Source organism: Streptomyces sp. NPDC007095 (assembly GCF_040634475.1).
GTDB lineage: Bacteria > Actinomycetota > Actinomycetes > Streptomycetales > Streptomycetaceae > Streptomyces.
Genome location: NZ_JBEYFS010000069.1, coordinates 12,348 through 36,992, shown reverse-complemented (window position 1 = coordinate 36,992; position 24,645 = coordinate 12,348). Strand labels below are relative to the sequence as shown.

The following is a 24,645-nucleotide window of genomic DNA, read 5'->3' as shown; positions in this document are numbered from 1 at the left end:
CGGCATTCGTACGCCCACAGGAGCAGCCCCGCCATGAACACCTTCCACGTCGACTCCGAAGTCGGCCGTCTCCGCCAGGTGATCCTGCACCGCCCCGGACTCGAACTCTCCCGGCTGACCCCGCGCAACGTCGACGCCCTGCTCTTCGACGACATCCTCTGGGCCAAGCGGGCCCGCGAGGAGCACGACGCCTTCGCCCAGGTCCTGCGCGACCACGGAGCCCGTGTGCACTACTTCGCCGAGCTGCTGGCCCAGACCCTCGACGTCCCGGAGGCCCGCGACTGGCTCCTGGACCGGGTCGTCACCCGCGCGAGTGTCGGCCCCGCCCTGCTGGACCCGGTGCGCGAGCACTGCGCCGAGCTGGACGGCGAGACCCTCGCCGGCTACCTGATCGGCGGCATGCTCAAGAGCGACCTGCCGCTCGCCACCCCGCACAGCCTGGTCTGGAACGCGCTCGACACCGACGCCTTCGCGCTCGCCCCACTGCCCAACCACCTCTTCCCGCGCGACAACTCCTGCTGGATGTACGACCGGTTGTCGGTCAACCCGATGGCCAAGCACGCCCGGCGGCGCGAGAGCCTGCACGCCGAGGCCATCTACCGGTTCCACCCGATGTTCGCCTCGGCCGCGCCCGAGCCGATCCTCGACGGCCCCGTGGGGACGCTCGAAGGCGGTGACGTGCACGTCCTCGGCAACGGCGCCGTCATGGTCGGCATGGGGGAGCGGACCACCGCCCAGGCCGTGGAGAACCTGGCCGGGCGGCTCTTCGCCGACGGCACGGCCACCCGGCTGATCGCCGTCCAACTCCCCTCCACCCGTGCGTACATGCACCTCGACACCGTGCTGACCATGCTCGACCGCGACGCCTTCGCCATCTACCCGGGCCTCGCCGACGCCCTGCTTTCGTGGACCCTGCGGCCCAGTGAATCCCACGCGACCGGCTTCGACGTCACCCCCGACTCCGACCTGGCGACCGCGCTCGCCGAGGCCCTCGACCTCGACAAGGTGCGGATGCTCTCCGCGCCGCAGGACATGGCGGGCGCCGAGCGCGAACAGTGGGACGACGGCAGCAACTTCCTCGCCCTCGCGCCCGGAGTCGTCGTCGGCTACGAGCGAAACGTCACCACCAACACCTACCTCCGTAAGCAGGGCATCGAGATCGTCACCATCGCCGGCGCCGAACTCGGCCGCGGCCGGGGCGGCCCGCGCTGCATGAGCTGCCCGATCGAACGCGACCCGGCCGACTGAGCGACGCCGTCACCGACACGGCCGTACGCCCCGACGACACCCCGGCCCCCGCCCGCACCAGCCGCACCAGCGAGGAACCCCATGACCACAGACCTGCGAGGCCGCTCCTACCTGAGCGAACTCGACTTCACCGCCGCCGAGATCCACCACCTTCTCGACCTGGCCGCCGAGCTCAAGGCGGCGAAACACTCCGGCACCGAACAGCCCCGGCTGACCGGCAAGCATCTCGCGCTGATCTTCGAGAAGACCTCCACCCGCACCCGCTGCGCCTTCGAGGTCGCCGCCGCCGACCAGGGCGTCGCCACCACCTACCTCGGCCCCGGCGACACCCACGTCGGCAGCAAGGAGTCCATCGCCGACACCGCCCGCGTCCTCGGCCGGATGTTCGACGCCATCGAGTACCGCGGCTCCGCCCAGTCGATCGTCACCGAACTCGCCGCCCGCTCCGGTGTCCCCGTCTACAACGGCCTGACCGACACCGCGCACCCCACCCAGAGCCTGTGCGACGTCCTCACCATGCACGAGCACAGCCCCAAACCACTGCAGGACATCGGCTACTGCTACCTCGGCGACGCCCGCAACAACATGGGCAACTCCCTGCTGTCGATGGGTGCCCTGCTCGGCATGGACGTACGGATCGCCGCGCCCAAGGCGCTGTGGCCCGAGCCGGAGCTGGTCGCCGCCTGCCGCGCGCTCGGCAAGGGCAGCGGGGCCCGGATCACCCTCACCGAGGACGTCGAGACCGCAGTACGCGGCGCGGACTTCCTGCACACCGACGTCTGGGTCTCCATGGGCGAACCGGCCGACACCTGGCGCGAGCGCATCGAACTACTGGCGCCCTACCAGGTCAACGACAAGACGCTCGCCCTCACCGGCAACCCGGACGTCAGGTTCATGCACTGCCTGCCCGCCCTTCATGACCACAGCACCCGCCTGGGCCGCGAACTGCTCGACACCTACGGCCTCGACGGCCTCGAAGTCACCGACGAGGTCTTCTCCTCGCCCGCGTCCGTCGTCTTCGACCAGGCGGAGAACCGGCTGCACACCATCAAGGCCGTACTCGTCGCCACCCTGGAGGACTGAGCCATGCGCATCGTCATCGCCCTCGGCGGCAACGCCCTGCTGCACCGCGGTGAACGCCCCGACGCGGCCGTCCAGGAGGCGAACATCGACCGGGTGACCACCGCGATCGCCGCCCTCGCCCAGGAACACGAGATCGTCATCACCCACGGAAACGGCCCCCAGATCGGTCTGCTCGCCGTCGAGAGCGCCGCCGACCCCGCCCTGAGCACCCCCTACCCGCTGGACCTGCTCGGCGCCCAGACCCAGGGCATGATCGGCTCCCTGCTGGCCCGCACCCTGCACGACGCCCTGCCCGGACGGCGGATCGCCGCGCTGGTCACCCACACCCTTGTCCGCGCCGCCGACCCGGCCTTCGACCACCCCACCAAGTTCGTCGGCCAGGTGTACCCCTACGAAGTCGCCTCCACGCTCGCCAGAAAGCGCGGCTGGCACATCGCAGCCGACACCACCGGCTGGCGCCGCGTCGTCCCCTCGCCGGCACCCGAACGCATCCTGGAGACCGACACCGTCCACGAACTGCTGAACAGCGGCACACTCGTCATCTGCGCCGGCGGCGGAGGCGTCCCTGTCACCGCCGACCAGGACACCGGCGCACTCACCGGTGCCGAGGCCGTCATCGACAAGGACCTCACCGCGGCGCTGCTCGCCGAGGACCTCAAGGCCGACTTCCTGCTCATCCTCACCGACGTACCCTGCGTCTACGCCGGCTACGGCACCCCCGACCAGCGGCCCGTCCTCGGCGCCACCCCCGCCGAACTGCGCCGCGGCGGCTTCCCCGACGGCTCGATGGGTCCCAAGACCGAGGCCGCCGCCCGGTTCGTCGAACGCACCGGGGGACTGGCCGCGATCGGATCGCTGGACGCCGCGTACGAGATCGTCCACGGCAGGTCGGGCACCCTCGTCAGGCCGGACCTGACCGTCGCGTGAACGCCCGTGACCAGAGGGCCGAACGGCCCTCGCCGAAGGCCGGAAGGCCAGGACACGGGCCCTGCCCGGCCCTCCCGGCGGCCATCGCGTCGCACGAGTATCGAAAGGGAGACATTCCAGTGCGGAGCAAGGGAGAGAAGCGGCGATGACAGCGACAGTGACAGCCGGGACGCGCGCCCCCGAGGCCTGGCGCGGCTTCGCCGGGACGCGATGGTGCGAGCACGTCGACGTACGCGACTTCATCCAGGCCAACTACACGCCGTACGAGGGCGACGCGGCCTTCCTGACCGGACCGACGGACCGCACCCGCACCGTGTGGGACAAGGTCAGCGCCCTCTTCCCGGAGGAGCGGCGCCGGGGCATCCTCGACGTCGACCCGGCGACCCCCTCGACGATCACCTCGCACGCACCCGGGTACATCGACCGCGAGCGGGAGCTGATCGTCGGCCTGCAGACCGACGCCCCGCTGAAGCGCGCGATCATGCCGAACGGCGGCCTGCGGATGGTCGAGAACAGCCTGAAGGCGTACGGCTACGAGCCCGACCCCTTCGTCACCCGCGTCTTCGGCACCTACCGCAAGACCCACAACGACGGTGTCTTCGACGCCTACACCCCCGAGATGCGCGCCGCCCGCAAGGCCGGGATCATCACCGGACTGCCCGACGCCTACGGCCGCGGCCGGATCATCGGCGACTACCGGCGCGTGGCGCTGTACGGCACCACCCGGCTGACCGCGGCCAAGCGCGCCGAACGCGCCCTGCTGGACGCCGAGCCCTCGACCGAGCACGTCATCCGCGATCGTGAGGAACTCGCCGAGCAGATCAGGGCGTTGGACGAACTGACGCGGATGGCGGCCACGTACGGCTGCGACGTCTCCCGCCCCGCCACCACCGCCCACGAGGCCGTGCAGTGGCTCTACCTCGGCTACCTCGCCGCCGTGAAGGAACAGAACGGCGCCGCGATGTCGCTCGGCCGCACCTCCACCTTCCTCGACGTGTACCTGCAACGGGACCTGGCGGAGGGGATCCTCGACGAGACCCGCGCCCAGGAGCTGGTCGACGACTTCGTGATCAAGCTGCGGATCGTACGGTTCCTGCGCACCCCCGAGTACGACGCCCTGTTCTCCGGCGACCCGACCTGGGTGACGGAGTCCCTCGGCGGCATCGGCACGGACGGCAGGCCGCTGGTCACCCGCACCTCCTTCCGCTTCCTGCAGACCCTGTACAACCTCGGCCCGGCCCCCGAACCCAACCTGACCGTGCTCTGGTCGCCCCGGCTGCCCACGGGCTTCAAGGAGTTCTGCGCCAAAGTGTCCATCGACACCAGCGCCGTCCAGTACGAGTCCGACGAGCTGACGCGTCCGCGCACCGGGGACGACACCGCGATCGCCTGCTGTGTGTCCGCGATGGCGGTCGGCCGCCAGATGCAGTTCTTCGGGGCACGGGTCAACCTCGCCAAGGCCCTGCTGTACGCGATCAACGGCGGCCGGGACGAGCTGACCGGCGAGCAGATCGCCCCCGAGACGCCCGCGCTGACCGGGGAGTACCTGGAGTACGAGGAGTTGTCGACGGCGTACGACCGCATGCTGGACTGGCTCGCCGCGACCTACGTCAACACGCTCAACGTCATCCACTACATGCACGACAAGTACGCCTACGAGCGCGTCGAGATGGCGCTGCACGACCACCCGGTCCACCGCTTCATGGCCTGTGGCATCGCGGGTCTGTCGGTCGCCGCCGACAGCTTGTCCGCCGTCAGGCACGCCCGGGTGAAGGTGATCCGGGACGTCACCGGGCTGGCCGTCGACTTCGAGACCGAGGGCGACTGGCCGGCGTACGGGAACAACGACGACCGTGTCGATGCCCTCGCGGTCGGCCTTGTCGAGTCCTTCATGGCGAAGGTGCGCCGGCACCCGACCTACCGGGAGGCCGAGCACACCCAGTCCGTACTGACGATCACCTCGAACGTCGTCTACGGCAAGCACACCGGCAACACCCCCGACGGCCGGCGCGCCGGACAGCCCTTCGCACCCGGGGCCAACCCCATGAACGGGCGTGACCGGCACGGTGTGGCGGCCTCCGCCCTTTCCGTCGCCAAACTGCCTTACGAGCAGGCCCGCGACGGCATCTCCCTGACGACGACGATCACCCCGGAGGGGCTGGGGCACGCGCCCGGCGAGCGAGTCGGGAACCTGGTCGGCATCCTCGACGCGTACACGGCCTCCGGCGGCTTCCACATGAACGTCAACGTCCTGGACCGGGCGACGCTGGAGGACGCGATGGAACACCCCGACAAGTACCCGGAGCTGACCATCCGTGTCTCCGGCTACGCCGTCAACTTCGTCCGTCTGACCCGTGAGCAGCAGCTCGACGTGATCAGCCGCACCTTCCACGGATCGCTGTGAGGACCATGGCGACCGGCCGGATCCACTCCTGGGACCTGTCCACCGGCGTGGACGGCCCCGGGACCCGGTTCGTCCTCTTCGTCAGCGGCTGCCCCCTCCGCTGCCTCTACTGCGCCAACCCCGACACCTGGCACATGAGGGACGGGAAGGAGGTCACGGTCGAGGCGGTGATGGCCGAGATCGAGAAGTGCCGGGCCTTCGTCACCACGGCCGGGGGAGGGGTGACCGTCACGGGCGGTGAACCGCTGCTGCAGCCCGCCTTCACCGCCGAAATCCTGCGCCGCTGCAAGGAGGCCGGCCTGCACACCGCCCTCGACACCTCCGGCTTCCTCGGCGCCCGGGCCACCGACCAACTCCTCGCCGACACCGACCTGGTGCTCCTGGACATCAAGTCCTTCGACATCCGTACGTACCGCAGACTGACCGGCGGAGAACTGGCGCCCACGCTCAACTTCGCCACCCGCCTGGACCGCCTCGGCATCCCCACGTGGATCCGCTATGTCCTCGTCCCCGGCTGGACCGATGCCCCGGAGGCCGTCGCCGGGCTCGCCCGCTTCGTCGCGGGCCTCGGCAACGTCGAGCGGGTGGACGTCCTGCCCTTCCACAAGCTGGGCGCCTCGAAGTACGGAGCCCTGGGTATCCCCTTCCCGCTGCGCGACACCCCGGTTCCCGAACCGGGGCTGACCGAGCGCGTGCGAGAGCAGTTCAGGGAGTGCGGGCTCGTCGCGTACTGAACCGCGCACCCGGGTCGAAGGCCGCGCGGACCACTGGCCTCGTACACGGGCCGACGTTCCTGGTGGCAACGCCTCGGCCGGGGCACGCAAGGGACCCACCAGACCTGAGGTCGAGCCGCTCGGCTCATGTGCCCAAGCCTGTGACGGAGTTGACTGAAAGTGAAGGAAATGACGACGACTCGAAGGGAGTGAGGGCAGTGGGTACGAGTCTCACGCCGGAGTTCTGGAGGCTGTTCTCCGTACTGCTGGTGGCGGCGATGGGAGTGACGTTCATCGCCACGGCGGCACTGGACGCGCTTGCCGTCCGGTTGCTCCGCCGTCGTACACCCAAACCCCCCGCCCAGGCGCTGCCCCGCCCGGCGCCCGAGGACCGTCGTGTGCCGGTCGGACACTGAGGGCTTGAGCTCCGGCGGACGGGGGCGCGATGCACGGCCATGGATGTCAGGCCGTGACCGGATCGTTCCGGTGCCGGCCTGGATCAGGCCTGCGGATCCGGCATCTGCCCAGGCCAGAATGGGAGACATGAACCGAGCGCTGATCGTGATCGATGTCCAGGAATCCTTCCGAGCCCGCCCGCTGTGGGAGGAGATCGCCAATCCGAAGATCGCGGAGCCGGTCAACCGTCTGGTGCGACTCGCCCGCGCCAACGGCGACCTGGTCGTCTGGGTCCTCCACACCGAGCCCGGCAGCGGCGGCGTCTTCGACCCGGCCCAGGGGCATGTCCGCCTGCTGGACGAACTGGAGCAGCCGCAGTCCGGTGAGCCGGTCCTGCACAAGACCTCTCACAACGCCTTCACCACCACCAACCTGCAACAACTGCTCACCGAGGCGGGCGTGCGCGAGCTGACGGTCTGCGGCATCCGTACCGAGCAGTGCGTGGAAACCACCACCCGGGTGGGAAGCGACCTCGGATACCGGATGGTCTTGGTCACCGACGCCACCACCACCAATCCGATCGGCGAGCTCAGCGCCGACGCGATCATCGAGCGCACGGAGGCCGTCCTGCGCGACCGGTTCGCCCGGATCTCCACGGTGGCCGAGCGGGAGGCGGAGCTGGGAGCATCCGAGGCGTGAGCCATGTCGTCTTCGTCCTCGTACCCGGCGTCCACCTGCTCGACCTCGCCGGACCGGCCCAGGTCTTCAGCATGGCGGGGGACTTCGGACAGCCCTACCGGCTGAGCTACGTCGCCGACCAGGAGCAGGTGTGCAGCGCCCAGGGCCTGCCGCTGGCCGCCCGCACCCAGTGGCCGGAGCTGGGCGCCGACGACCTGGTGGTGGTGCCGGGGTGGAGGGCGTCCACACTGCGCGCCGGGCCGGAGCTGAGCCGGTCCGTGCTGGAGCGACTGCGCGCCCACCACACCGCCGGGGGCGTTGTCGCCAGCGTGTGCGCCGGGGCCGAGGCCCTGGGCCGTGCCGGGCTGCTGGACGGGCGCCGGTGCACCACGCACCACCACCTCCAGGACGAGCTGGCGGCCCGCCATCCCCGGGCGATCGTGGTGCGGGATGTGCTGTTCACCACCGACGACCGGGTGGTGACGTCGGCCGGCATCGCCAGTGGCATCGACCTGGCTCTGCACCTGCTGGCCGTCCGCCACGGTCCCGCACTCGCCGCCCAGGTGGCGCGGGACATGGTGGTCTACGCCCGCCGCAACGGTCACGAGCCGCAGGCCAGCGCCATGCTCCGGCACCGCTCGCACCTCGATGACACCGTCCACCGTGCTCAGGACCTCATCGACGCGCGATTCGCCGAACCACTGCCGCTGGCCCACGTGGCCGCCAGCGTCGGCGTCAGCGAACGCACGCTGACCCGGATGTTCCACCGCGCCACCGGCGGCCTGACCCCGCTGCGCTACCAGCAGACCCTGAGACTGGAACGCGCTGAGCACCTGATCGGCCACGGCACAACGGTGGAAGCCGCGGCCCGCGAGGTGGGCTTCCAGGACGTTCGGATGCTCCGCCGTCTGCGTTCCCGGGCCCCTTCCGAGACGACGGGGTGAGCCTTTCCGGCTCGACACGGCCTCTCATGGCCTAGGCCCTGTCGTCAAATTCCCGTCCGCCCCGCGACGCCATGCACGCACTCTCACCGCACCAGGCACAGACCCGAGTACGTCCAGTACGAGGGCCTGTGCCCGGCACGCCGAGAGCACGCACCTGACGCCGCAGGGCCCGCCCTCCGGGCGGACGACGGGAATTTGACGACAGGACCTAGGACATGACCCAGCGGTGGCGGACATGCCAGGCGCCGCCGTCGGCGGTCGCCGCGCGCAGGCCGTGCAGGGTGTCCGGGCCTGCGAGCGCGGGGAGACGGGAGTCCCGCAGAGAGGCGAAGGCGAAGGTGCGCGCCGGGTCCCAGTCGGTGGAGTGGCGCAGACGGCGGGCGAGTTGGGCGAAGCCGAGCGGGGCCCCGGCCATGACCCAGGCGTCGGGTGCTTCGGCAGTCAGCCTTCTGGCGGGGCGCAACCAGGATGCGGCGGTCTCCGGCCAGTCCACCGACGCGAGGACCTTTCCGCCACGCGCCTCCCACGCGGCGGCGAAGGCTTCGGCAGCCGCCAGGGAATTCGCGTCGCGGCTGTGACCGATGGCCACGGTCTCGATCCGTGACTTCGGAACGGTCAACAGGCCTATGAGGGCGGCGAGTTCGGCGTCAGTGTGCGGCGTGGGTGCGGGCAGGTCGTTGAACTCGGCCAGCTCGGCGGCACCGATCAGGGGTGAGCGGGACCGCTCCCGCTCGGAGAGGATGCTCATGACGACGCGCTACTGCTTTCTCGGGTCGTTTTCCAGCGGGCGTACTCGTCTGGCAGGCAGACCGCGCAGGGCCGGTATCCGGCCGCGATCGCGGTGGCCTCGTCCGGAAAGAACACGCCCGTCCGGACCGAGCAGTGCGTACGTGCGGTGCGCGGCGGGGCGCGTCATCGACCTCGATCCCTCCCTGTCCAAAGTCACAAGTGGTGTCGCACCCCCAACCTTGCGCCTTGTGGATCGCCTTGCCCGGCGGGATTCGGACGTCACGTTGTGGAGACGGCGGTGCCCAGTTCCTGAAGAGGCTGGGTTGCCGACGTTCCCGCGACGAGGCGTCGGACGGCCTCGACGACCGCGTCGCGGTGCTGTCGGGTCTGCTCGGCAGCCTGGTCGTTGGTGGCCATGGGGCTGGTGGGCATCCATGCGTTGGCGAGGGCGAGGGTGAAGACGAGCAGGTCTTCGGGGGAGAAGGCCGTGGTCAGCAGGCCGTCGGTCTGCGACTGGGTGATCGCAGCGGTCTTCTGCCGCATGGAGGCTTCCAGCCCTTGAGGCTCGCGGTCCGTGCCCGAACGTTCGAGGCGGTGCCAGGTGGCCAGCCGGAGCTGGTGCGGGTTGGCGAGGAGGAAGTCGAACAGGCGGCCCGCGTAGCCCGGCAGGTCCTCGGGCGTGAACGGGACCTCGTCGAGGACGCGGGCGACATGCGCATCCATGACGGCGTCGAACAACTGCTCCTTGTTGCCGAAGTACGTGTAGATGAGGGCCTTGTTCACCTCTGCCGCAGCGCCTATGCGATCCACTCGGGCACCGGCGATACCGCGGGCCGCGAACTCGTCCGTCGCGGCTTTGAGCAGGCGGGCCTTGGAAGCCTCGGAGTCCCGGGGGCGGGCGGGGGGCTGGTGCTGGCGCATGCCTCCAGAGTAGTGCAACCAACTGTTTATTTGACACGCCCCACGAGCGGTCGCACTATATAAATGACTGTTTAGTTAGCAGGGTCCCGCCCTGCGGTTCCCGGCCTTCCCCAGCCACCGTCCTCCCGGAAGCGAAGACACCTCATGACCAAGACCTGGCTCATCACCGGCAGCTCCCGCGGCTTCGGCAGGGCACTCGCCCGCCACGTCCTCGACAACGGCCACCGTGTCGTGGCCACGGCCCGCCGCCCTGAGCAGCTCAAGGACCTCGTCGAGCGCTACGGCGACCGAGTCTGCGCCGTCGCCCTCGACGTCACCGACCCGGCGGCCGCCCGCGCCGCCGTGCAACTCGCCCTTGACGCCTTCGGCAGGCTCGACGTCGTCGTGAACAACGCCGGGTACGCCAACAGTGCCGCCATCGAGGACATGCCGGACGAGGACTTCCGGGCCCAGATCGAGACGAACCTGTTCGGCGTCGTCAACGTCACCAAGGCTGCCCTGCCCGTACTGCGCCGACAGGGTTCCGGCCACTTCCTCCAGTTCTCCTCCATCGGCGGACGCGTGGGCGGATCACCGGGCCTGAGCGCCTATCAGACCGCGAAGTTCGCCGTCGAAGGCTTCTCCGAAGTCCTCAACGCCGAGGTCGGGCCCCTCGGTATCAAGGTCACCATCATCGAGCCCGGTGGCTTCCGCACCGACTGGGGCGGCTCGTCCATGACCGCCCTGCCCGTAAGACCCGCCTACGAAGGGACCGTTGGCGCGATGAACCGCTACCGCGAACAGACCGCCGCGACCTGGCCCGGAGATCCGGCCCGGGCAGCCAGGATCATCACCGACCTCGTCGGGCTCGACGAGCCGCCGCTGCGCCTGCTGCTCGGCGCCGGAGCCGTCGAGATGGCGGCCGCCGCCTCCCGTACGCGTGCAGCCGAAGCCGAGCGATGGGCCGACGTCAGCCGCTCGGCGGACTTTCCCGCAGGCGAATGACGGAGGTGACGGGGCGGAGCGCGTCCACCGGATCCGCCCCCGCGGCGCCTCGACTCATGACGTTGTTGACGGCGGGGTTGTGGCGTTCGCTCGGTCGGGATCGGATACGGACGGTTTCGCGCGGACCACGGCTTGATCGCCTCGCGGTCCGAACAGGTGCAGGATTTCGACGCCGCTGTTGTTCGCCGGACCGAACCAGTGCGGTTCTCGGGTGTCGAACTCGGCCACTTCACCCGGGTGGAGTGTGCAGTCCCGCTGTCCGAGGATGAGGCGAAGTTCGCCCGCGAGGACGTAGAGCCACTCGTAGCCGTCATGGGTCACCAACGCCGGCTCGCGGGGAGCCAGTACCTGCTTGAACACCTGCACCCGACCCGGGTACTGCGTCAGCGGTGTCAGCTCCTCCATCAACCGAACGTCGTCCCGCCCCACCGGTTTTTCTGCCGTGGGCGGCAGTCGCGCTCCGGCAGGAACCGTTCGATGGAGCCGCAGCCCCGGCCGCGTCATCCGTCACCCCTCGGGGCGAGCCAATATCTGTGCCCGTGAAGTGAGAAAATGGCGGAAGGCACAACGAGGTTTACTGTATCGACAGGCGGAGCGCGGTTATTTACCGCACGTGATCGATCGCAACGTGCTACTGTAGATCCCAGTTGCAGTTGTGGTTCCCGAAATCTTGCAAGTGCCCTCACCGGTTTCATCTGCCGGTGGCGCTCTTTTCGGCTCCGGTGATTTTTCCGGCGGGGTAATCATCACGGCGACGCGGAGTGCGCACAGTGCGAAACTCCGAACACCGTCCCGAAGGAGATTTTACATGGCAGCCGGTACCGTGAAGTGGTTCAACGCGGAAAAGGGCTTCGGCTTCATCGAGCAGGACGGCGGCGGCGCGGACGTCTTCGCCCACTACTCGAACATCGCCGCCCAGGGCTTCCGCGAGCTGTCGGAGGGCCAGAAGGTGACCTTCGACATCGCGCAGGGTCAGAAGGGCCCGACGGCTGAGAACATCGTTCCCGCCTGACGCTGACACGTACTTAGCAGCTGGGGCCCGCACCTTGGGGTGCGGGCCCCAGCTCGCCGCTTTCCGGGGCGCAGTCGCTCCCTCAGGGCCGTGGTGATGTCACCCACGAGCTCCTCCGAATTCCCCGGGGATGCTCCACCCCAACGCTCCGGATGCAAATCCGCCAAGGCCTCACTCATGGAATGACCGGTCTCACTGTCGAGATCACGCTGCTCTCTTCGGCGGCGTATTCCGAGACCATTCCCAGCCGATCCGACTGATCCGACTGATCCCACCGATCTGACCGATCCGACCGATTCGGCTCCCCATTACTTTCGGCTCGTTCTTGCGATTCTCTGCGCTGTTCATTCGCTGCGGGAATTCCTTGATACGTGCCACATCAAGGAAGGTTCCACATGAACCGCACGCGCACAAATGATCGCTTCGCCCGCACCCGCACCCGCACCGGAAACTCTGGTTCCCAAAGGGGCGGCAGCCGCTTCGGAGCCGCGTCCTCCAGCCGCTCCACTGCCCCCAGCCGTACCAAGGGGTACGGACGCCAACAGGCCGCACCGCAAGGTGAGTTCGCGCTGCCGACGACGATCACGCCCGCGTTGCCCGCCGTCGAGGCGTTCGCCGATCTCGCCCTGCCGACGCCGTTGCTGGCCGAGCTCGGCCGCGCAGGTGTGACCGTACCGTTCCCGATCCAGGCGGCGACCCTGCCGAACTCCGTCGCGGGCCGTGACGTACTCGGCCGTGGCCGCACCGGCTCCGGCAAGACCCTCGCCTTCGGTCTCGCCCTGCTGGCCCGTACGGCCGGTCGACGCGCCGAGCCGCGGCTGCCGCTGGCCCTGGTCCTCGTACCCACCCGAGAGCTGGCCCAGCAGGTCACCGACGCGCTCACTCCGTACGCCCGTTCCGTGCGACTGCGTCTGGCCACGGTGGTCGGTGGGATGCCGATCGGCAGGCAGGCCAGTGCGCTGCGCGGCGGGGCCGAGGTCGTCGTAGCGACGCCGGGCCGGCTCAAGGACCTCATCGACCGCGGTGAATGCCGTCTGGACCAGGTCGCCATCACCGTCCTCGACGAGGCCGACCAGATGGCCGACATGGGCTTCATGCCCCAGGTCACCGCGCTGCTCGACCAGGTGAGTCCCGAGGGGCAGCGGATGCTGTTCTCGGCCACCTTGGACCGCAACGTCGACCTCCTGGTCCGCCGCTACCTGAGCGACCCCGTGGTCCACTCCGTCGACCCTTCCGCGGGTGCGGTCACCACCATGGAGCACCACGTACTCCACGTGCACGGCGCGGACAAGCAGCGGACGACCACCGAGATCGCGGCACGCGAGGGCCGGGTGATCATGTTCCTGGACACCAAGCACGCGGTGGACCGGCTGACCGAACACCTGCTGAACAGCGGCGTCCGCGCCGCGGCCCTGCACGGAGGCAAGTCCCAGCCGCAGCGCACACGGACCCTGGCCCAGTTCAAGACCGGGCATGTGACGGTGCTCGTGGCGACCAATGTCGCGGCGCGCGGGATCCACGTCGACAACCTCGACCTGGTCGTGAACGTTGACCCGCCCAGCGACCCCAAGGACTATCTGCACCGGGGCGGCCGTACTGCCCGCGCCGGCGAGTCCGGCAGCGTCGTCACCCTGGTGACGCCTCAACAGCGACGCGACATGAGCCGACTGATGACTGCCGCCGGGATCACCCCCCAGACCACCCAAGTGCGCTCGGGTGAAGCCGAGTTGAGTCGCATCACCGGCGCCCAGGCCCCCTCGGGGATCGCGGTCACCATCACCGCGCCGGTCGTGGAACGTCCTCGGCGCGGCTCCTCTTCCCCGTCCCGGGGCCGCCGCGGCCGTACCGGCCAGGGCCGATCCGCGGGCGAGGCGGCACGCCGCACGCCGCGGCGGTCGTCCGCAGCCACTGCGGCGGCCTAGAACCTTCGTGATCGGAAACCTCACCCATCCATCCAGGAGGCCCCCTTTGACACTGGTTCAGACGCAGCAACGCCTGGTCGGTCCCGCTCCCACGACCGTGTTCGACGCCCTGGACGCATCCGGACCGCGAGTCGGTGACGACATCACCGTCGAGGTGGCCCTGTTCCTCATGGCCAGTGCCCGTGTCGAGTACCTGCTCCTTTGCGACCAGGACGAACACTGCACAGGTTCGGTCACGCGGGCCCAACTCGCCGTGGTCCGTGACAGCCCCGCCTACACGGACCGGATCCGTGTACGGGACGTCCTCGGCACCGGCGGACCGCATGGCCGCGGCCCTGGCGCCCTCGCCCGCACCGTCTCCCTCTGATCCGGCTCACCCGATCGGCATCAGCCCCGTTCCTCCCTCTCCCTTCTCCCTTCCCTGCGAGGCATCATGCGCTGCGTCATCGCCCGGTTCCCCTTCGACCTCACCAAGAGCGGGGTACTTGCCTCGATGAAGGGCGTCAAGCCGGAGCCCATCACGGGGGAGTCCGTTCTCATCGGCCGCCGCCACTACCCCGCCAAGCAGGTGGGCGTGGTCATCACCCGGCAGGACCCCCGCGACTTCACCAGCGGGGAAGTCACCCGGGCCATGGCTCGCCTCGGCTTCACCTGCCGAGGCACTCAGGAGCCCACCCGTGAGTCGGCGACCGCCATGCGGACCCTTACGCCGTTGCAGACCGCGTCGGCGATGCTCGGCAGCCCCACGCCTCTGGGACTGTGAGAACCGACGGAAGCTGACACCAGGACAGCGATGGGGCCCTGCCGACGCGCGTCGGCAGGGCCCCATCGCATGTCACCGTCCGGTCGACGGCTCCCGGCCGGCCGGAGCGGTCCGCGTACGGTGCCTCACTGGTCGGAGTAACTGAAGTCGCCCACGGTCCAGGCACTGACGTCCTTGATCGCGACGCGATACATTCCGCCCGTCTCGGGAATTCCGATGTTGCCCTGCAGGATCCGGGCGAGGTGGAAGTGTAGATGTGTGGGGGCCTGGCCGGGTTCGGGTCGGCCCACTGTCCGGTCGGCGGAGAAGACGTCGGAGAAGGGGCCCAGGCGGTCCGAGTCCTTCAGGACCTCCGACACGCGCTCCCTCCATACGGCTTCGGGAGCCAGCCGCCCGGTGATGACGGTACCGCCGACCACCACGGTCAATGACATCTGATTGCTCTGCTCGGACTCCACCAAGGCGCAGAGATCCACGAGCAGCTCGTCAGGGTTCGACATGAGAGCCGATTCTATTCGGTGCGCGATCCGAGCGCTGGAGTCGGTCGAGTCGATCGCCGCGTCCCCACTGCCACCTGCTCATATGGCCCGCACGACAGAGAATATCCGTGCCTTGGGCAACCTAAAATCTATGTTTGACAGAGTAGACATTGGGCGGTGGCATGATTAGTGTTTCTCTCGTAGTGCAGAAGTTCGCAGGCCGGGGTGACTGTGGAGTCTCGAAGCCGAGTTGTCCGTAGGACGGTGACGAGACGGACGGTCGCTCCGCCTGACAAGTGAGTTGATCCAGCGGAGGAACGGAAGGAGCCGACGCCATCAGGATCGCCCGGCCGACAAGCACGAGGTCGGGTGCCGCAAGACCCCGGAATGGAAGGTGGTCCCCGGTCACGCATCCGCGATCCCCGCATTCCCGCCCCGCACTGGGGCCAGGTAGCGGAAACAAGAGGTCGGCAGAGCGGTAGTGCCGACAGATGGTGTTCAATTTCCTTCGGGGCCCTGGTGCCGTACGGCATCGGGGCCCCTCGACGCGTTGCACAACGAGGTGAAATGACAGCAGATACTCCACTGAGTGGTCGTCTGGACGACGACGACTACCCCGCGTACACGATGGGCCGGGCCGCCGAGATGCTCGGCACGACACCCGGCTTCCTCCGGGCCATCGGCGAAGCCCGCCTGATCACACCGCTGCGCTCGGAGGGTGGGCACCGGAGGTACTCCCGCTACCAACTCCGGATCGCCGCTCGCGCCCGCGAGCTCGTCGACAGGGGGACTCCCGTCGAGGCCGCTTGCCGCATCGTCATCCTCGAGGACCAACTCGAGGAAGCGCAGCGCATCAACGCCGAGTACCGTCGCGCCGCGAACGAGGTGTCCGACACTTCCGGTTCCGGCTGAGCGCGAACGGCCCGGTCACGAATGCCCAACCACGTACGCCCAACCGTGGGTCCCTCAACGGGACCACGGCCGTGCTCCGTGGTGGGCTGCGCAGTGCAACGGAGTTGACGCGCCGTGTGGAGGATCACCCGTATGGGGCATTCGCCTCGTCGGCGCCGGGGCGGCCGAGGAGCTACTGGCCGTTCCGGTCGCTGGGGTCGGTGCGGAGGTTGGCCGCCAATCGGGTGATGCTCTGGACCGCGAGCTCGGCGAAGTTCGAGCGGGCGACGATCGCGGTGGTCTCCCCTTGCCTGCGGACGCTGCGCAGGTCGCGCTGGACCTGGCGCGAGAGCTGATGGAGCTCGCGTTGGGCGGTGGCGAGTCGCTGCTCGGCGGCGCTGCGGATCCGACGGTGCTCACGTCGGGTGCGGGGGACGGCCGAAGGGCTCGGTGCGGGCATGTCGGCGCTCGTGTCTACGTGGTGCGGCTGCGTCACCGTCACGGGGCGGATGCCGACGGCGTCGAGGTAGGTGGCGAGTGAGCCGAGGTCGGCCGTGCCGACCACGGCCGCGACGTACCCGTCCGGACGGACCAGCACCCATTCCTCGGACGACAGCCCGTATGCGCTGTGGACATGGCCGCCGGTGTCGAGGATGTCGCCCCCACCGCCGATGATGTGGATGTGCAGGCCACGGCGCGGCGCCGGTGCATCGTCGACGTCGTAGCCGAGCAGGGTCCAGTGGGGGCCCTGGAACAGGCTGAACAAGCGCGTGGGGAGGCCGCCCGCGCCGGTCACGGGCGCGTCGGGGGCGCGGTCGCCGGCCCGGACGCCGTTGTCGCGGTCCGGACCACTCATCGACAAGGGTGAGTCCAGGTAGCCGAGATCGAGCTGACTCACCTCGCGGCCCCGGTGGGTGTTTCGGTTCTTGGCCGCTTCGAGCAGCCTCTCGGAGAGACCGAGGACGGCCTCGGCGATCGGCCGCCGCTCCTTCTCGTAGGTCGACAGCAACGATTCCGGAGCGCCGTCGAGCACGGCGGCGAGTTTCCAGCCGAGGTTGTAGGCGTCCTGGACGCTCGTGTTGAGGCCCTGTCCGCCGGTCGGCGGATGGCAGTGTGCCGCGTCCCCGGTCAGGAACACCCGCTCGCGCTGGTAGGTTTCGGCCAGCCGGGTGTTCATCTCGAATGCGGACGCCCAGGACACCGAACGGATCACGACGTCGTTCCGGCCGGTGCGTTCGCCGAGGAACGAGGTGAGCCCCTCCGCCGAAAGGTCGATGTCGACATCGAAGGGGATCGGGGCCTGGAGCTGGAACATGTCGGTGCCGTAGAGCGGGCACATCGACACCTGCGCCGCCGTGTCCTCGCCCCAGCGGTGCCAGGCGTCCGACGAGACGCCATCGGCCAGTACGTCCGCGACGACCGCCCGGACGCCGAGGGTCTTGCCGGGGAAGCCGATGCCGAGGGCCTTGCGGACGAAGCTCGATCCGCCGTCGGCGCCTATCAGGTATGAGGCCCGCACGGTCCGCTCGCCGTCAGGGGTCGCGATCCGTGCCGTCACGCCGTCGGCATCCTGGTCGAAGCCGACGAGTTCGTGGCTGTAGTGCGGGGCGTGGCCGAACTCGGTCAGCCGTTCCCGCAGCCGGCGCTCGGTGAGGAACTGAGGGACGAGCAGCGGAATCTGGTACGGCTCGTCCGGCGTCGGATCCGACATCTCGACGGTGGCCTTGTCGACCGGTCCCTCGGCGGTGTGGAACCGCTGGACGGGGTACTCACCCCCGGAGGCGACGATCCGGTCGATCACGCCGAGGTCCTCGAACACCTCTTGGCTTCGGGGCTGAATGCCCTTGCCGCGGGAGCCGATGAACGGATGCGCCGCCTTGTCGATCAGCAGGAATCCGACATTCCGGCGGGCGAGGTCGATGGCGAGGGTTAATCCGGCCGCTCCCGTTCCGCAGATGATCACGTCGGTGTCCGGGGTGTGAGTCATGGCTCAGCTCTCCGTAGGCAGTAGTTGACCGGGCGGTTTCAGCACGCCCGAAGGCCACACGCCAAGATTGGTTCGTGGCACGTACTAAACTAGTTCGCGGCACGAACCTTTGCAAGTAGAATCGGAGTATGACTTCGCCCAACTGCACGCCGCCCCCGGTCGCACCGTCACGCACAGGTGAGGATCCCGGGCCGGTGGACGTGGACGCCCTCGCCCAGCTGTCGTTTCTGGTGCACGGCGCCCTGGACGAGATCGCCGGGCAGCATGACTTGTCGATCATCCAGACGCGACTGCTCGGGGTACTGCGGGACCGGGAGCCGACGATGAACCAGCTCGGTCGGCTGCTCGGCCTGGACAAGTCCTCGATCAGCGGCCTGGTCGACCGCGCGCAGCGTCGCGGCCTGGTCACGCGCACCGTCAGCGCGAGCGACCGCCGCGCGTTCCAGGTGTCGATCACTGACGCCGGCCGACAGCTCGTCGAACAGCTCGCGGCACAGTTCGCCGAGCGGATCGAGCTGTCCGTCGCGCCGCTCTCGGACGCCGACCGGCAGCGGCTGTCCCAGTTGGCGGCCCAGGTCGTGGCCTCCGACGCCCACCGCCGCGGTATCGACCTGCGCACCGCACCCCGCTGACCGGGCCTCGGAGAACCCGCTCCTGCTGGGGGAGGGGGCGGCTCGAGCGACGACGCCTGGCTCTCCGGCGCCGGACCTGCGAGGCCGCCCCCTCTTCACCGCGTGTGGATCACCAGCCGATGCCGAGCGTCAGCCTGGTCGGCGGGTTCGCGTTGTCCAGGATCTGCACGGACGACTGGTCGTTGATGTCGTCGTAGGGGAAGGCATAGGCGCGCCGGTCGAGGCCGACGGTGTGGAGGAAGCTGCCGCCTCCGCTCCCTCCGCCGCCCCCGCTGCCGATGACGTAGGAGAAGTGCGGGGTGTCGTAGAGCGGGCCGCTCTTCTCGTACGGGTGCCTCTTCGGGTGCGGAGTGCGGAGCGCGGGTGGGGTTGAGAGCGCTCCGGCGCTTTGTGAGAGCGCTCTCACAGCAGCTGCGCGGACAATGTGCTCCCCGTCACTCCGTACGTCAAGAGGTGAAGTCGGGAAAGCCCTTCCGGTGTAGGTGAGTTCACGTCGTGAAAGAAGGGGGTGTGCTCAGCGCGTATGCAAGGGGCACACGAAAAGCGCGGCAGTCCGCGGATGTGCCGAGCGGACACCGCCGTGAGCAGTGGGTTCAGGAGCGGCCGAGGGGAGTTGGGCGGGTGAGTACCACGCCCAGCAGGGACGACCGGGGGACGTAACCGAAGTGGCGGGAGTCCTGTGTGCGGGCGGCGTCGCCCCGGACTATCAGGGAACCGGGGGGGCACCAGTGCGCCGTCCGGGGCCCCGACGATCTCGCGTACATCGGGCGGCACGGCATCGCCGGGCAGGGCGGAGACCCGCTTGACCAGCCAGGCCAGGGCGTCGTCGCCGTCGCCGAACGGGACGGGGTTGCGGAAGACCACCGCGTCGCCGCGTCGCACGCGCGTGGTACGGCGGACGAGCAGCCGGTCGCCGTCCGCGAAGGCCGGGGTCATGCTCGACCCGGTGACCCTGATGAGGGCGAGGCGTGAACGCAGTACGCGTACGGACAGGAGCAGCATGCCCGCGCTCGTTGCCATCGCCACCGTCGTCCGCCCCGCACCCGTCATGTGGCCGCCTTCCGTTCCGGGCGGCTCATGTGGCCGCCTCCGTGGTTCTGCCGCGGTCGCCGCGCTCGGCGTAGCCCGCCGCCTGCAGGCCGAACAGCCGGGCGTAGTGCCCGCCGCCCAGTGCCATCAGCTCGTCGTGGGAGCCGAGTTCGGCGATCCGGCCGTCCACCAGCACGGCGATCGCGTCCGCGTCGCGCAGGGCGCCGAGCCGGTGTGAGACCAACAGCGCGGTCCGTCCCAGGCGGTGGCGACCGAGTGTGCGGTGCACCTCGTGCTCGGCCTCCGGGTCCAGGCCCGAGCTGGGCTCGTCCAGGATCAGCAGATCGGCGTCGCCGCGCATCAACGAGCGGGCCAGCGCGACCCGTTGCCACTGGCCGCCGGAAAGGGTGACCCCGGGGGTGCCGTCCTCCTCGTCGAGGTGGACCCGGCTGAGCTGGGTCTCGTACCCGTCAGGGAGGCCGCGCAGGGTCGCGTCGATGCCGGCGAGCCGCGCGCTGTCGCGGATGTGCTCCAGGTCCTCGCGGTACGGCAGATCGCCGATGCCGATGTTCTCGGCCGCCGAGAGGTCGTACGTCATGTAGTCCTGGAACGTGACGCCGATCCGACGGCGCAGCTCGGCCACGTCCATGGTCCGGATGTCGGTGCCGTCCCAGAGGATCGCGCCGCGTTCGGGGTCGTAGAACCGGCAGAGCAGCTTGATGAGGGTGCTCTTGCCGGCACCGTTGCGGCCCACCAGGCCCATCGCGGTGCCCGCCGGGACGGTCAGGTTCACCCCGCGCAGTACCCAGGGGCCGGAGGTGTCTTAGCGGAACCAGACGTCGCGCAGTTCGATTCGTCCGGTGAGGGCCGGTGCGGGGGCCTCGCCCCGAGGCAGGTCGTCGGGGGTGTCGAGCAGGTCGAGATAGTGGCCGAAGAGCCGCACGCCCTCCGCGGCCGATCCGGCCTGGAGCACGATCCCGGTGAACGCCCCCTGCACTCCCGCGGCGGCGGCGATGAACAGCGTCACATCGCCGATCGTGGATCACCCGCGAGGGCCTCGGCGAGACCATGCTGGGCTTCTTCTCGCCCGACTGCCGGGCCTGCAAGGAGCGGCTGCCGCTCTTCGTGGAGCAGGCGCGCACCACGGCCCGCGAGACCGGTCGCAGCGTCCTCGCCGTCGTGCACGGCACCGACGAGGAGGCTCGCGAGCAGGTGGCGGCGCTGTCCGAGGTCGCCCATGTCGTGGTCGAGCCGGGCGACGGGCCGCTCGGCGAGGCCTTCGACATCACCGGGTACCCGGTCTTCGGCCTGATCACCGTCGACGGCACCCTCAGTGCCACCGCCTTCGACCCCGGCCGCCTGCCGGCGCCCTCGAAGGCCACGGTCTGACCCCGGGCACCGCCCCCCGGGTCAGGACGGACCGTCGGGTCTCGCCGCGGCGGCCAGGCTCGGCTGGAGCCGGCGGGCGGCGTCGAGGTGGTCGGCGGTCCAGATGACGCGGACGGCCGTGTCCGTGGCCTGTCCGCGCTCGTCGCTGAGATCTCGGCGTAGGGATTCGACCAGCTGTGCCTCGGCCGCGGGGTTGCGCGGCAGCGGATCCCGGACGGAGGCGTTGTGCCCGAGACCGGCGGCCAGATCCCGGTACCAGCTGGAGATCTGGCCGGCGGCGCTCAGCAGGACGAGGCCGGCCTCCGCCCGGTTCGGCGCGCTGTCCAGTTCGCCGGCGCGTCTCCACAGCCCGAGGACCGCGTCCGCCGCGAGGCGCAGCCCCACGATGCCGGTCACCAGAGTGGTCATGTCGGCCAGGGGTACCGGTTTGGCGCCGCGTTCGGCCAGATAGCTGCGGAACGCGTCGTCGAGCCTGCGTGCGGCGGCGGCCGCTTCGACGCCCTCCCGCAGCGCGACCTCGTCCGACACGGGCGCGGTGCCGCAGTGGCCGATGGCGTACTGCACCGCGCCCGCCAGATACCGGGCGCTGTCCGTGTAGGCCTCGGCGAGCGCCCGGTCGACGGCCGCCGTGGCGCCGCGCGGCCAGAAGAACAGGCCCACCAGCACACTCACCGCGCAGCCGATGGCGATGTCCTGGATCCGCAGCAGCACGATGTGCCAGTCGGGGTCCTGGCCGATGTTGAACAGGATGACGAGGGTGATGGTGAAGGACGCCTGACCGGCGGCGAAGGAGATGGCGGAGGGGGCGATACCGGCGACGAACACGGCGAGGGGCAACAGGAACCAGAGCGCCGTGCCGTGGTGGCCGATGAGGTGCAGCAGCCCGGTGCCGATGATCGAACCGGCGAGGGTGCCGCCCAGGGCGCGGACCGCGTTCTGCCCGGTGTTGAGGGCGTTCGAGCGCAGCACCGACAGGGTTCCCAGGAGCACCCAGAACGAGTGCTGGACGCTGGTCACGTTGGCGAGGCCGACCGCGATGCCGAGGCCGAGCGCTCCCCGCAGGCTGTTGTGCAGCCAGACGGACTGCGGCTGAAGGTGGGCGGCGGCCCGCTCGCGCGCCGCCGCCAGCGGTCGGGTCACGGCATCGGGCTCGCGGCCCAGCAGGCGTTCGAACCAGCCGCGGCGTTCGGCGGCTGCGGCCAGGGCCACGTTGTCCGCGATCTGAAGCGTCGCGAAACCCAGCTCCTGTGCGCGGAACGAAAGGTCCAGCGCCCCGATGACGGGGTGCACCTGAGAAGGCGTGCCGGCACCGCCCTGGCGCACGGGCAGCCGGGTGGTGGCGTTGCGCTCCATGCCGGCCATGGCCTTGCGCAGACTCTCCGAGGCCGCGTGCAGCCCGTCCGGCGAGCCGAGCGGGGTGTCGAGCAGCGCGGCCACCTCGTCGAGCACGGCCGCGGCGGCCCGCCGTACGGACTGGGCGTCGACGTCGCAGGCCGTTCGACCGTCGAGCGGGGGCGCGCTGTCGGCCAGGATGCTGCTGAGCCAGGTCAGTTCGTCGACCAGGCGGACGAGGGCGCGCGAGCTGGTGGACAGGCCGGTGGGGCGGTACGGGGTGGCGTCGAAGACGGTGCGCAGCTCGGCCGCGGCGGCTGCGGCCTCGTCGGCTCTGGTACGGCACTGACCTGTGCTCGGCGCGGCAGGACCGCCCGCCAGGAGGGACGCGTCGGTGCGCAGCTGTTCGGCGGCCGCACAGCAGACCCGGGCGGCGGGTGCGCTGAGGGGGTCCCTGCTGGGACGGGGCCACAGCAGGGTGACCGCGAGCATCGAGGCGGCTGCCGCGAGGCCCGCTCCCGCGAGCCGGGCGGGAAGCTCCGCGAACGGGACGGGCGAGGTCACCGGGAGGATGAAGGCCAACAGCAGCGCGGTCGAGGCGCCCGCGAGGACCGAGCTGACCACCCCGGAGAACAGCACCAGGAAACCGATGACGACCATGGTGGTAACCGCGAGCCAGGTCTCGTCGGCCACGAGCGTACCCAGACAGATCAGGACGGCCCAGGCCACCGCGAGGCCGAGGTGGGCGCGTAGCCGCTGCACCATCGGACCGGTGAAATCCACGAGCAGCAGCATCGAGAACGCACCGAACGCGGCGAAGGTCGCCATCGTCGGTGAGCCGATGACCTGGCTGCACAGGGCGAACAGCGCGGGCATGACGAGCGCCGTCCGCCCGGCACGCCGGGTCGCCGCAAGCTCGGGATCGCGGTCGCGCAGCCACGACGCGACCGACCCGGGACGGATTCGGCTGGATGTCCGCACGTGTCCGCCCACCTCCTGTCGACAGGCCTACGCCCCACCGAGTGTGACGTCCGTGCCGGAGCGACGTCACCCGAACGCGATCCCTGCTCGTGATCCACCCGGGCGGGGTGTGCCCGCACCGGGTGGATCACCAGGTCGTGGCGACGGAGCGGAGAGCGGTCCAGGTGTCACCCTCGTGGGCGTAGTCCATGGTCAGCCGCAGTGGCCAGTTCGCGTGGGCGCCGTAGACCGTCGCATCCGCGATGATCCGGCCGACGAGACGTGCCGTGTCGCCCTCGATGCCCACGGTGACGTCCTTCTCGTCGACGTGGTGGTAGTCGAACCGTCCGGCGCGCATCTGCGACAGCCACTCGGCCTTGGGCTGCACGTACCCGGTGATGTGGGTGAGGGCGAACCCGTCGTCGAGGGTGTCGGTGTCGCCGTCGGTCATCGCCTGAAGGTGGGCGCGGTAGGCGTTGACGACTTCCGCGTGCTCGATCCGGGTGAGCTCGTCGCTCGTCCACGTCGTCATCGGCTTGACTCCTTGGCGGTACCGGGTTCGGAAACAGGCCCGCCGTCGCCCGGCACCGGCCGGTCCGCGTACTGCTCCTGCCAGAGCAGGTCGAGGAGGACGATCGCGTCGTGGTCGGGAGTGCCGGGTTCGGCGTAGTACGCGACGAGGCGGTGGCCCGGGGTGCCTTCCAGCTCCATGGACCGGTAGCCGAGGGTGAGGTCGCCGACCTCGGGGTGGTGGAAGGTCTTACGACCGTGCGTGCTTCCCTTCACGTCGTAGCGCTCCCACAGCCGGGCGAACTCCGGGCTCTTCAGCAGGAGTTCCCCGGCGAGCCGGGCCAGGTCGGCGGAGTCGGGGTGGGTGCCGGCCAGGGCGCGCAGGCGGGCGACACAGCCGCGGACCTGGTTGCCCCAGTCGTGGAAGAGGTCGCGTGAGACGGGGTGGGGGAAGACGTACCGGGCGATGTTGCGCTGTCTGGCGGGCCAGTCCTCGATGCCGGTGAGCAGTCGCAGCCCCGCGGGGTTGGTGGCGAGGAGGTCGCTGGTACGGCTGACGACGTGCGCGGGGCCCGGGCGTGCGGCGCAGGCCGGCGCCGGCGGTCAGCCCGGCCTCCTCCGGGGTCACCCGGGCCCGGCGGGCACGCAGGAAGCGCCCCAGCTCGGTGCCGTTCTGCTGCTCACTCGTCATGCGTCCCGGTCTGCGGGCGCC

At 69.9% G+C, this 24,645-nt stretch carries 28 protein-coding genes and 1 pseudogene; 16 read left to right on the top strand and 13 right to left on the bottom strand.

Annotated elements, in window-relative coordinates; genetic code table 11:
- The first annotated feature begins 33 nt into the window (after positions 1–33).
- The 8 genes from ABZ656_RS23845 (at position 34) to ABZ656_RS23810 (ending at position 8,393) form a co-directional block, all read left to right on the top strand.
- Positions 34–1,248, top strand: a complete 1,215-nt coding sequence (locus ABZ656_RS23845) for an arginine deiminase (RefSeq protein ID WP_101403024.1) — start codon at positions 34–36, stop codon at positions 1,246–1,248.
- An 81-nt stretch (positions 1,249–1,329) separates the two neighbouring features.
- Positions 1,330–2,331, top strand: coding sequence for an ornithine carbamoyltransferase (argF, locus tag ABZ656_RS23840; protein WP_360270326.1), 1,002 nt, complete (start codon positions 1,330–1,332; stop codon positions 2,329–2,331).
- A gap of 3 nt (positions 2,332–2,334) precedes the next feature.
- Positions 2,335–3,258 carry a carbamate kinase gene (locus tag ABZ656_RS23835; RefSeq protein ID WP_360270324.1) on the top strand — a complete coding sequence of 308 codons (924 nt, stop codon included), beginning with the start codon at positions 2,335–2,337 and terminating at the stop codon, positions 3,256–3,258.
- Positions 3,259–3,403: 145 nt separating this feature from the next.
- Entirely contained in the window at positions 3,404–5,662 is a 2,259-nt protein-coding gene (pflB, locus tag ABZ656_RS23830) for a formate C-acetyltransferase (protein ID WP_101403027.1), read from the top strand.
- Between the two features lie 5 nt (positions 5,663–5,667).
- Positions 5,668–6,396 (top strand): pyruvate formate-lyase-activating protein, encoded by a 729-nt coding sequence (gene pflA / locus ABZ656_RS23825; protein WP_101403028.1) that lies wholly within the window; start codon positions 5,668–5,670, stop codon positions 6,394–6,396.
- Positions 6,397–6,593: 197 nt separating this feature from the next.
- A complete protein-coding gene (locus ABZ656_RS23820; RefSeq protein WP_075030871.1) occupies positions 6,594–6,791 on the top strand; it encodes a hypothetical protein in 198 nt (65 codons plus the stop codon).
- Between the two features lie 127 nt (positions 6,792–6,918).
- A complete protein-coding gene (locus ABZ656_RS23815) occupies positions 6,919–7,470 on the top strand; it encodes an isochorismatase family protein (protein ID WP_101403029.1) in 552 nt (183 codons plus the stop codon).
- Positions 7,467–8,393 carry a DJ-1/PfpI family protein gene (locus tag ABZ656_RS23810; RefSeq protein ID WP_360270321.1) on the top strand — a complete coding sequence of 309 codons (927 nt, stop codon included), beginning with the start codon at positions 7,467–7,469 and terminating at the stop codon, positions 8,391–8,393. Before ABZ656_RS23815 ends, ABZ656_RS23810 begins: the two co-directional genes overlap by 4 nt.
- A gap of 208 nt (positions 8,394–8,601) precedes the next feature.
- Here ABZ656_RS23810 and ABZ656_RS23805 read toward each other — a convergent pair whose 3' ends face one another.
- The 3 genes from ABZ656_RS23805 to ABZ656_RS23795 form a co-directional block, all read right to left on the bottom strand.
- Positions 8,602–9,141, bottom strand: coding sequence for an ABC transporter substrate-binding protein (locus tag ABZ656_RS23805; RefSeq protein WP_360270319.1), 540 nt, complete (start codon positions 9,139–9,141; stop codon positions 8,602–8,604).
- Positions 9,138–9,257 carry an Ada metal-binding domain-containing protein gene (locus ABZ656_RS23800; protein WP_101403032.1) on the bottom strand — a complete coding sequence of 40 codons (120 nt, stop codon included), beginning with the start codon at positions 9,255–9,257 and terminating at the stop codon, positions 9,138–9,140. Before ABZ656_RS23800 ends, ABZ656_RS23805 begins: the two co-directional genes overlap by 4 nt.
- A 144-nt stretch (positions 9,258–9,401) precedes the next feature.
- A complete protein-coding gene (locus tag ABZ656_RS23795; protein WP_101403033.1) occupies positions 9,402–10,043 on the bottom strand; it encodes a TetR family transcriptional regulator in 642 nt (213 codons plus the stop codon).
- A 144-nt stretch (positions 10,044–10,187) separates the two neighbouring features.
- On the opposite strand from ABZ656_RS23795, the gene ABZ656_RS23790 reads away from it, so the two are divergent.
- Complete coding sequence (locus ABZ656_RS23790; protein ID WP_360270316.1) at positions 10,188–11,027, top strand: oxidoreductase; 840 nt, start codon at positions 10,188–10,190, stop codon at positions 11,025–11,027.
- A 54-nt stretch (positions 11,028–11,081) separates the two neighbouring features.
- Here ABZ656_RS23790 and ABZ656_RS23785 read toward each other — a convergent pair whose 3' ends face one another.
- Positions 11,082–11,531, bottom strand: a complete 450-nt coding sequence (locus tag ABZ656_RS23785; protein WP_360270314.1) for a cupin domain-containing protein — start codon at positions 11,529–11,531, stop codon at positions 11,082–11,084.
- Positions 11,532–11,835: 304 nt separating this feature from the next.
- Here ABZ656_RS23785 and ABZ656_RS23780 point away from each other — a divergent pair, with 304 nt between their 5' ends.
- The 4 genes from ABZ656_RS23780 (at position 11,836) to ABZ656_RS23765 (ending at position 14,724) form a co-directional block, all read left to right on the top strand.
- Positions 11,836–12,039, top strand: a complete 204-nt coding sequence (locus tag ABZ656_RS23780) for a cold-shock protein (RefSeq protein WP_030872951.1) — start codon at positions 11,836–11,838, stop codon at positions 12,037–12,039.
- Positions 12,040–12,434: 395 nt separating this feature from the next.
- Positions 12,435–13,961, top strand: coding sequence for a DEAD/DEAH box helicase (locus tag ABZ656_RS23775; RefSeq protein ID WP_360270311.1), 1,527 nt, complete (start codon positions 12,435–12,437; stop codon positions 13,959–13,961).
- 46 nt (positions 13,962–14,007) lie between these two features.
- Positions 14,008–14,328, top strand: coding sequence for a CBS domain-containing protein (locus ABZ656_RS23770; RefSeq protein WP_101403036.1), 321 nt, complete (start codon positions 14,008–14,010; stop codon positions 14,326–14,328).
- A gap of 66 nt (positions 14,329–14,394) precedes the next feature.
- Positions 14,395–14,724 (top strand): SCO5918 family protein, encoded by a 330-nt coding sequence (locus ABZ656_RS23765; RefSeq protein ID WP_101403037.1) that lies wholly within the window; start codon positions 14,395–14,397, stop codon positions 14,722–14,724.
- Positions 14,725–14,849: 125 nt separating this feature from the next.
- On the opposite strand, the gene ABZ656_RS23760 is transcribed toward ABZ656_RS23765, so the two are convergent.
- Positions 14,850–15,224, bottom strand: coding sequence for a hypothetical protein (locus ABZ656_RS23760; protein ID WP_101403038.1), 375 nt, complete (start codon positions 15,222–15,224; stop codon positions 14,850–14,852).
- Positions 15,225–15,770: 546 nt separating this feature from the next.
- On the opposite strand from ABZ656_RS23760, the gene ABZ656_RS23755 reads away from it, so the two are divergent.
- Positions 15,771–16,115 (top strand): MerR family transcriptional regulator, encoded by a 345-nt coding sequence (locus ABZ656_RS23755; RefSeq protein ID WP_095850419.1) that lies wholly within the window; start codon positions 15,771–15,773, stop codon positions 16,113–16,115.
- A 172-nt stretch (positions 16,116–16,287) separates the two neighbouring features.
- Here ABZ656_RS23755 and ABZ656_RS23750 read toward each other — a convergent pair whose 3' ends face one another.
- Positions 16,288–18,081: an FAD-dependent oxidoreductase gene (locus tag ABZ656_RS23750; protein WP_360270308.1), complete on the bottom strand. Its 1,794-nt coding sequence runs from the start codon at positions 18,079–18,081 to the stop codon at positions 16,288–16,290.
- Positions 18,082–18,209: 128 nt separating this feature from the next.
- On the opposite strand from ABZ656_RS23750, the gene ABZ656_RS23745 reads away from it, so the two are divergent.
- The gene (locus ABZ656_RS23745) at positions 18,210–18,713 is read left to right on the top strand and encodes a MarR family transcriptional regulator (protein ID WP_101403040.1); all 504 of its coding nucleotides are present in this window, start codon (positions 18,210–18,212) and stop codon (positions 18,711–18,713) included.
- 109 nt (positions 18,714–18,822) lie between these two features.
- Here the strand turns inward: ABZ656_RS23745 and ABZ656_RS23740 are convergent, their stop codons facing one another.
- From ABZ656_RS23740 to ABZ656_RS23725, 4 genes are all read right to left on the bottom strand, one after another.
- Positions 18,823–19,119, bottom strand: a complete 297-nt coding sequence (locus ABZ656_RS23740) for a hypothetical protein (RefSeq protein ID WP_360270306.1) — start codon at positions 19,117–19,119, stop codon at positions 18,823–18,825.
- Positions 19,116–19,715 (bottom strand): S26 family signal peptidase, encoded by a 600-nt coding sequence (locus ABZ656_RS23735; protein WP_360270343.1) that lies wholly within the window; start codon positions 19,713–19,715, stop codon positions 19,116–19,118. The genes ABZ656_RS23740 and ABZ656_RS23735 overlap by 4 nt, the downstream gene beginning before the upstream one ends.
- 73 nt (positions 19,716–19,788) lie before the next feature.
- The gene (locus ABZ656_RS23730) at positions 19,789–20,535 is read right to left on the bottom strand and encodes an ATP-binding cassette domain-containing protein (protein ID WP_360270304.1); all 747 of its coding nucleotides are present in this window, start codon (positions 20,533–20,535) and stop codon (positions 19,789–19,791) included.
- A gap of 30 nt (positions 20,536–20,565) precedes the next feature.
- The gene (locus tag ABZ656_RS23725; RefSeq protein WP_360270302.1) at positions 20,566–20,769 is read right to left on the bottom strand and encodes a hypothetical protein; all 204 of its coding nucleotides are present in this window, start codon (positions 20,767–20,769) and stop codon (positions 20,566–20,568) included.
- A 41-nt stretch (positions 20,770–20,810) separates the two neighbouring features.
- On the opposite strand from ABZ656_RS23725, the gene ABZ656_RS23720 reads away from it, so the two are divergent.
- Positions 20,811–21,131, top strand: coding sequence for a hypothetical protein (locus ABZ656_RS23720; protein ID WP_101403044.1), 321 nt, complete (start codon positions 20,811–20,813; stop codon positions 21,129–21,131).
- Between the two features lie 21 nt (positions 21,132–21,152).
- Here the strand turns inward: ABZ656_RS23720 and ABZ656_RS23715 are convergent, their stop codons facing one another.
- The 3 genes and pseudogenes from ABZ656_RS23715 to ABZ656_RS23705 form a co-directional block, all read right to left on the bottom strand.
- Entirely contained in the window at positions 21,153–23,444 is a 2,292-nt protein-coding gene (locus tag ABZ656_RS23715) for an FUSC family protein (RefSeq protein WP_360270300.1), read from the bottom strand.
- A 127-nt stretch (positions 23,445–23,571) separates the two neighbouring features.
- Complete coding sequence (locus ABZ656_RS23710; protein WP_360270298.1) at positions 23,572–23,955, bottom strand: nuclear transport factor 2 family protein; 384 nt, start codon at positions 23,953–23,955, stop codon at positions 23,572–23,574.
- Positions 23,952–24,624, bottom strand: a pseudogene (locus ABZ656_RS23705) (hypothetical protein). The gene ABZ656_RS23710 and the pseudogene ABZ656_RS23705 overlap by 4 nt, the downstream one beginning before the upstream one ends.
- Between the last annotated feature and the right edge of the window lie 21 nt (positions 24,625–24,645).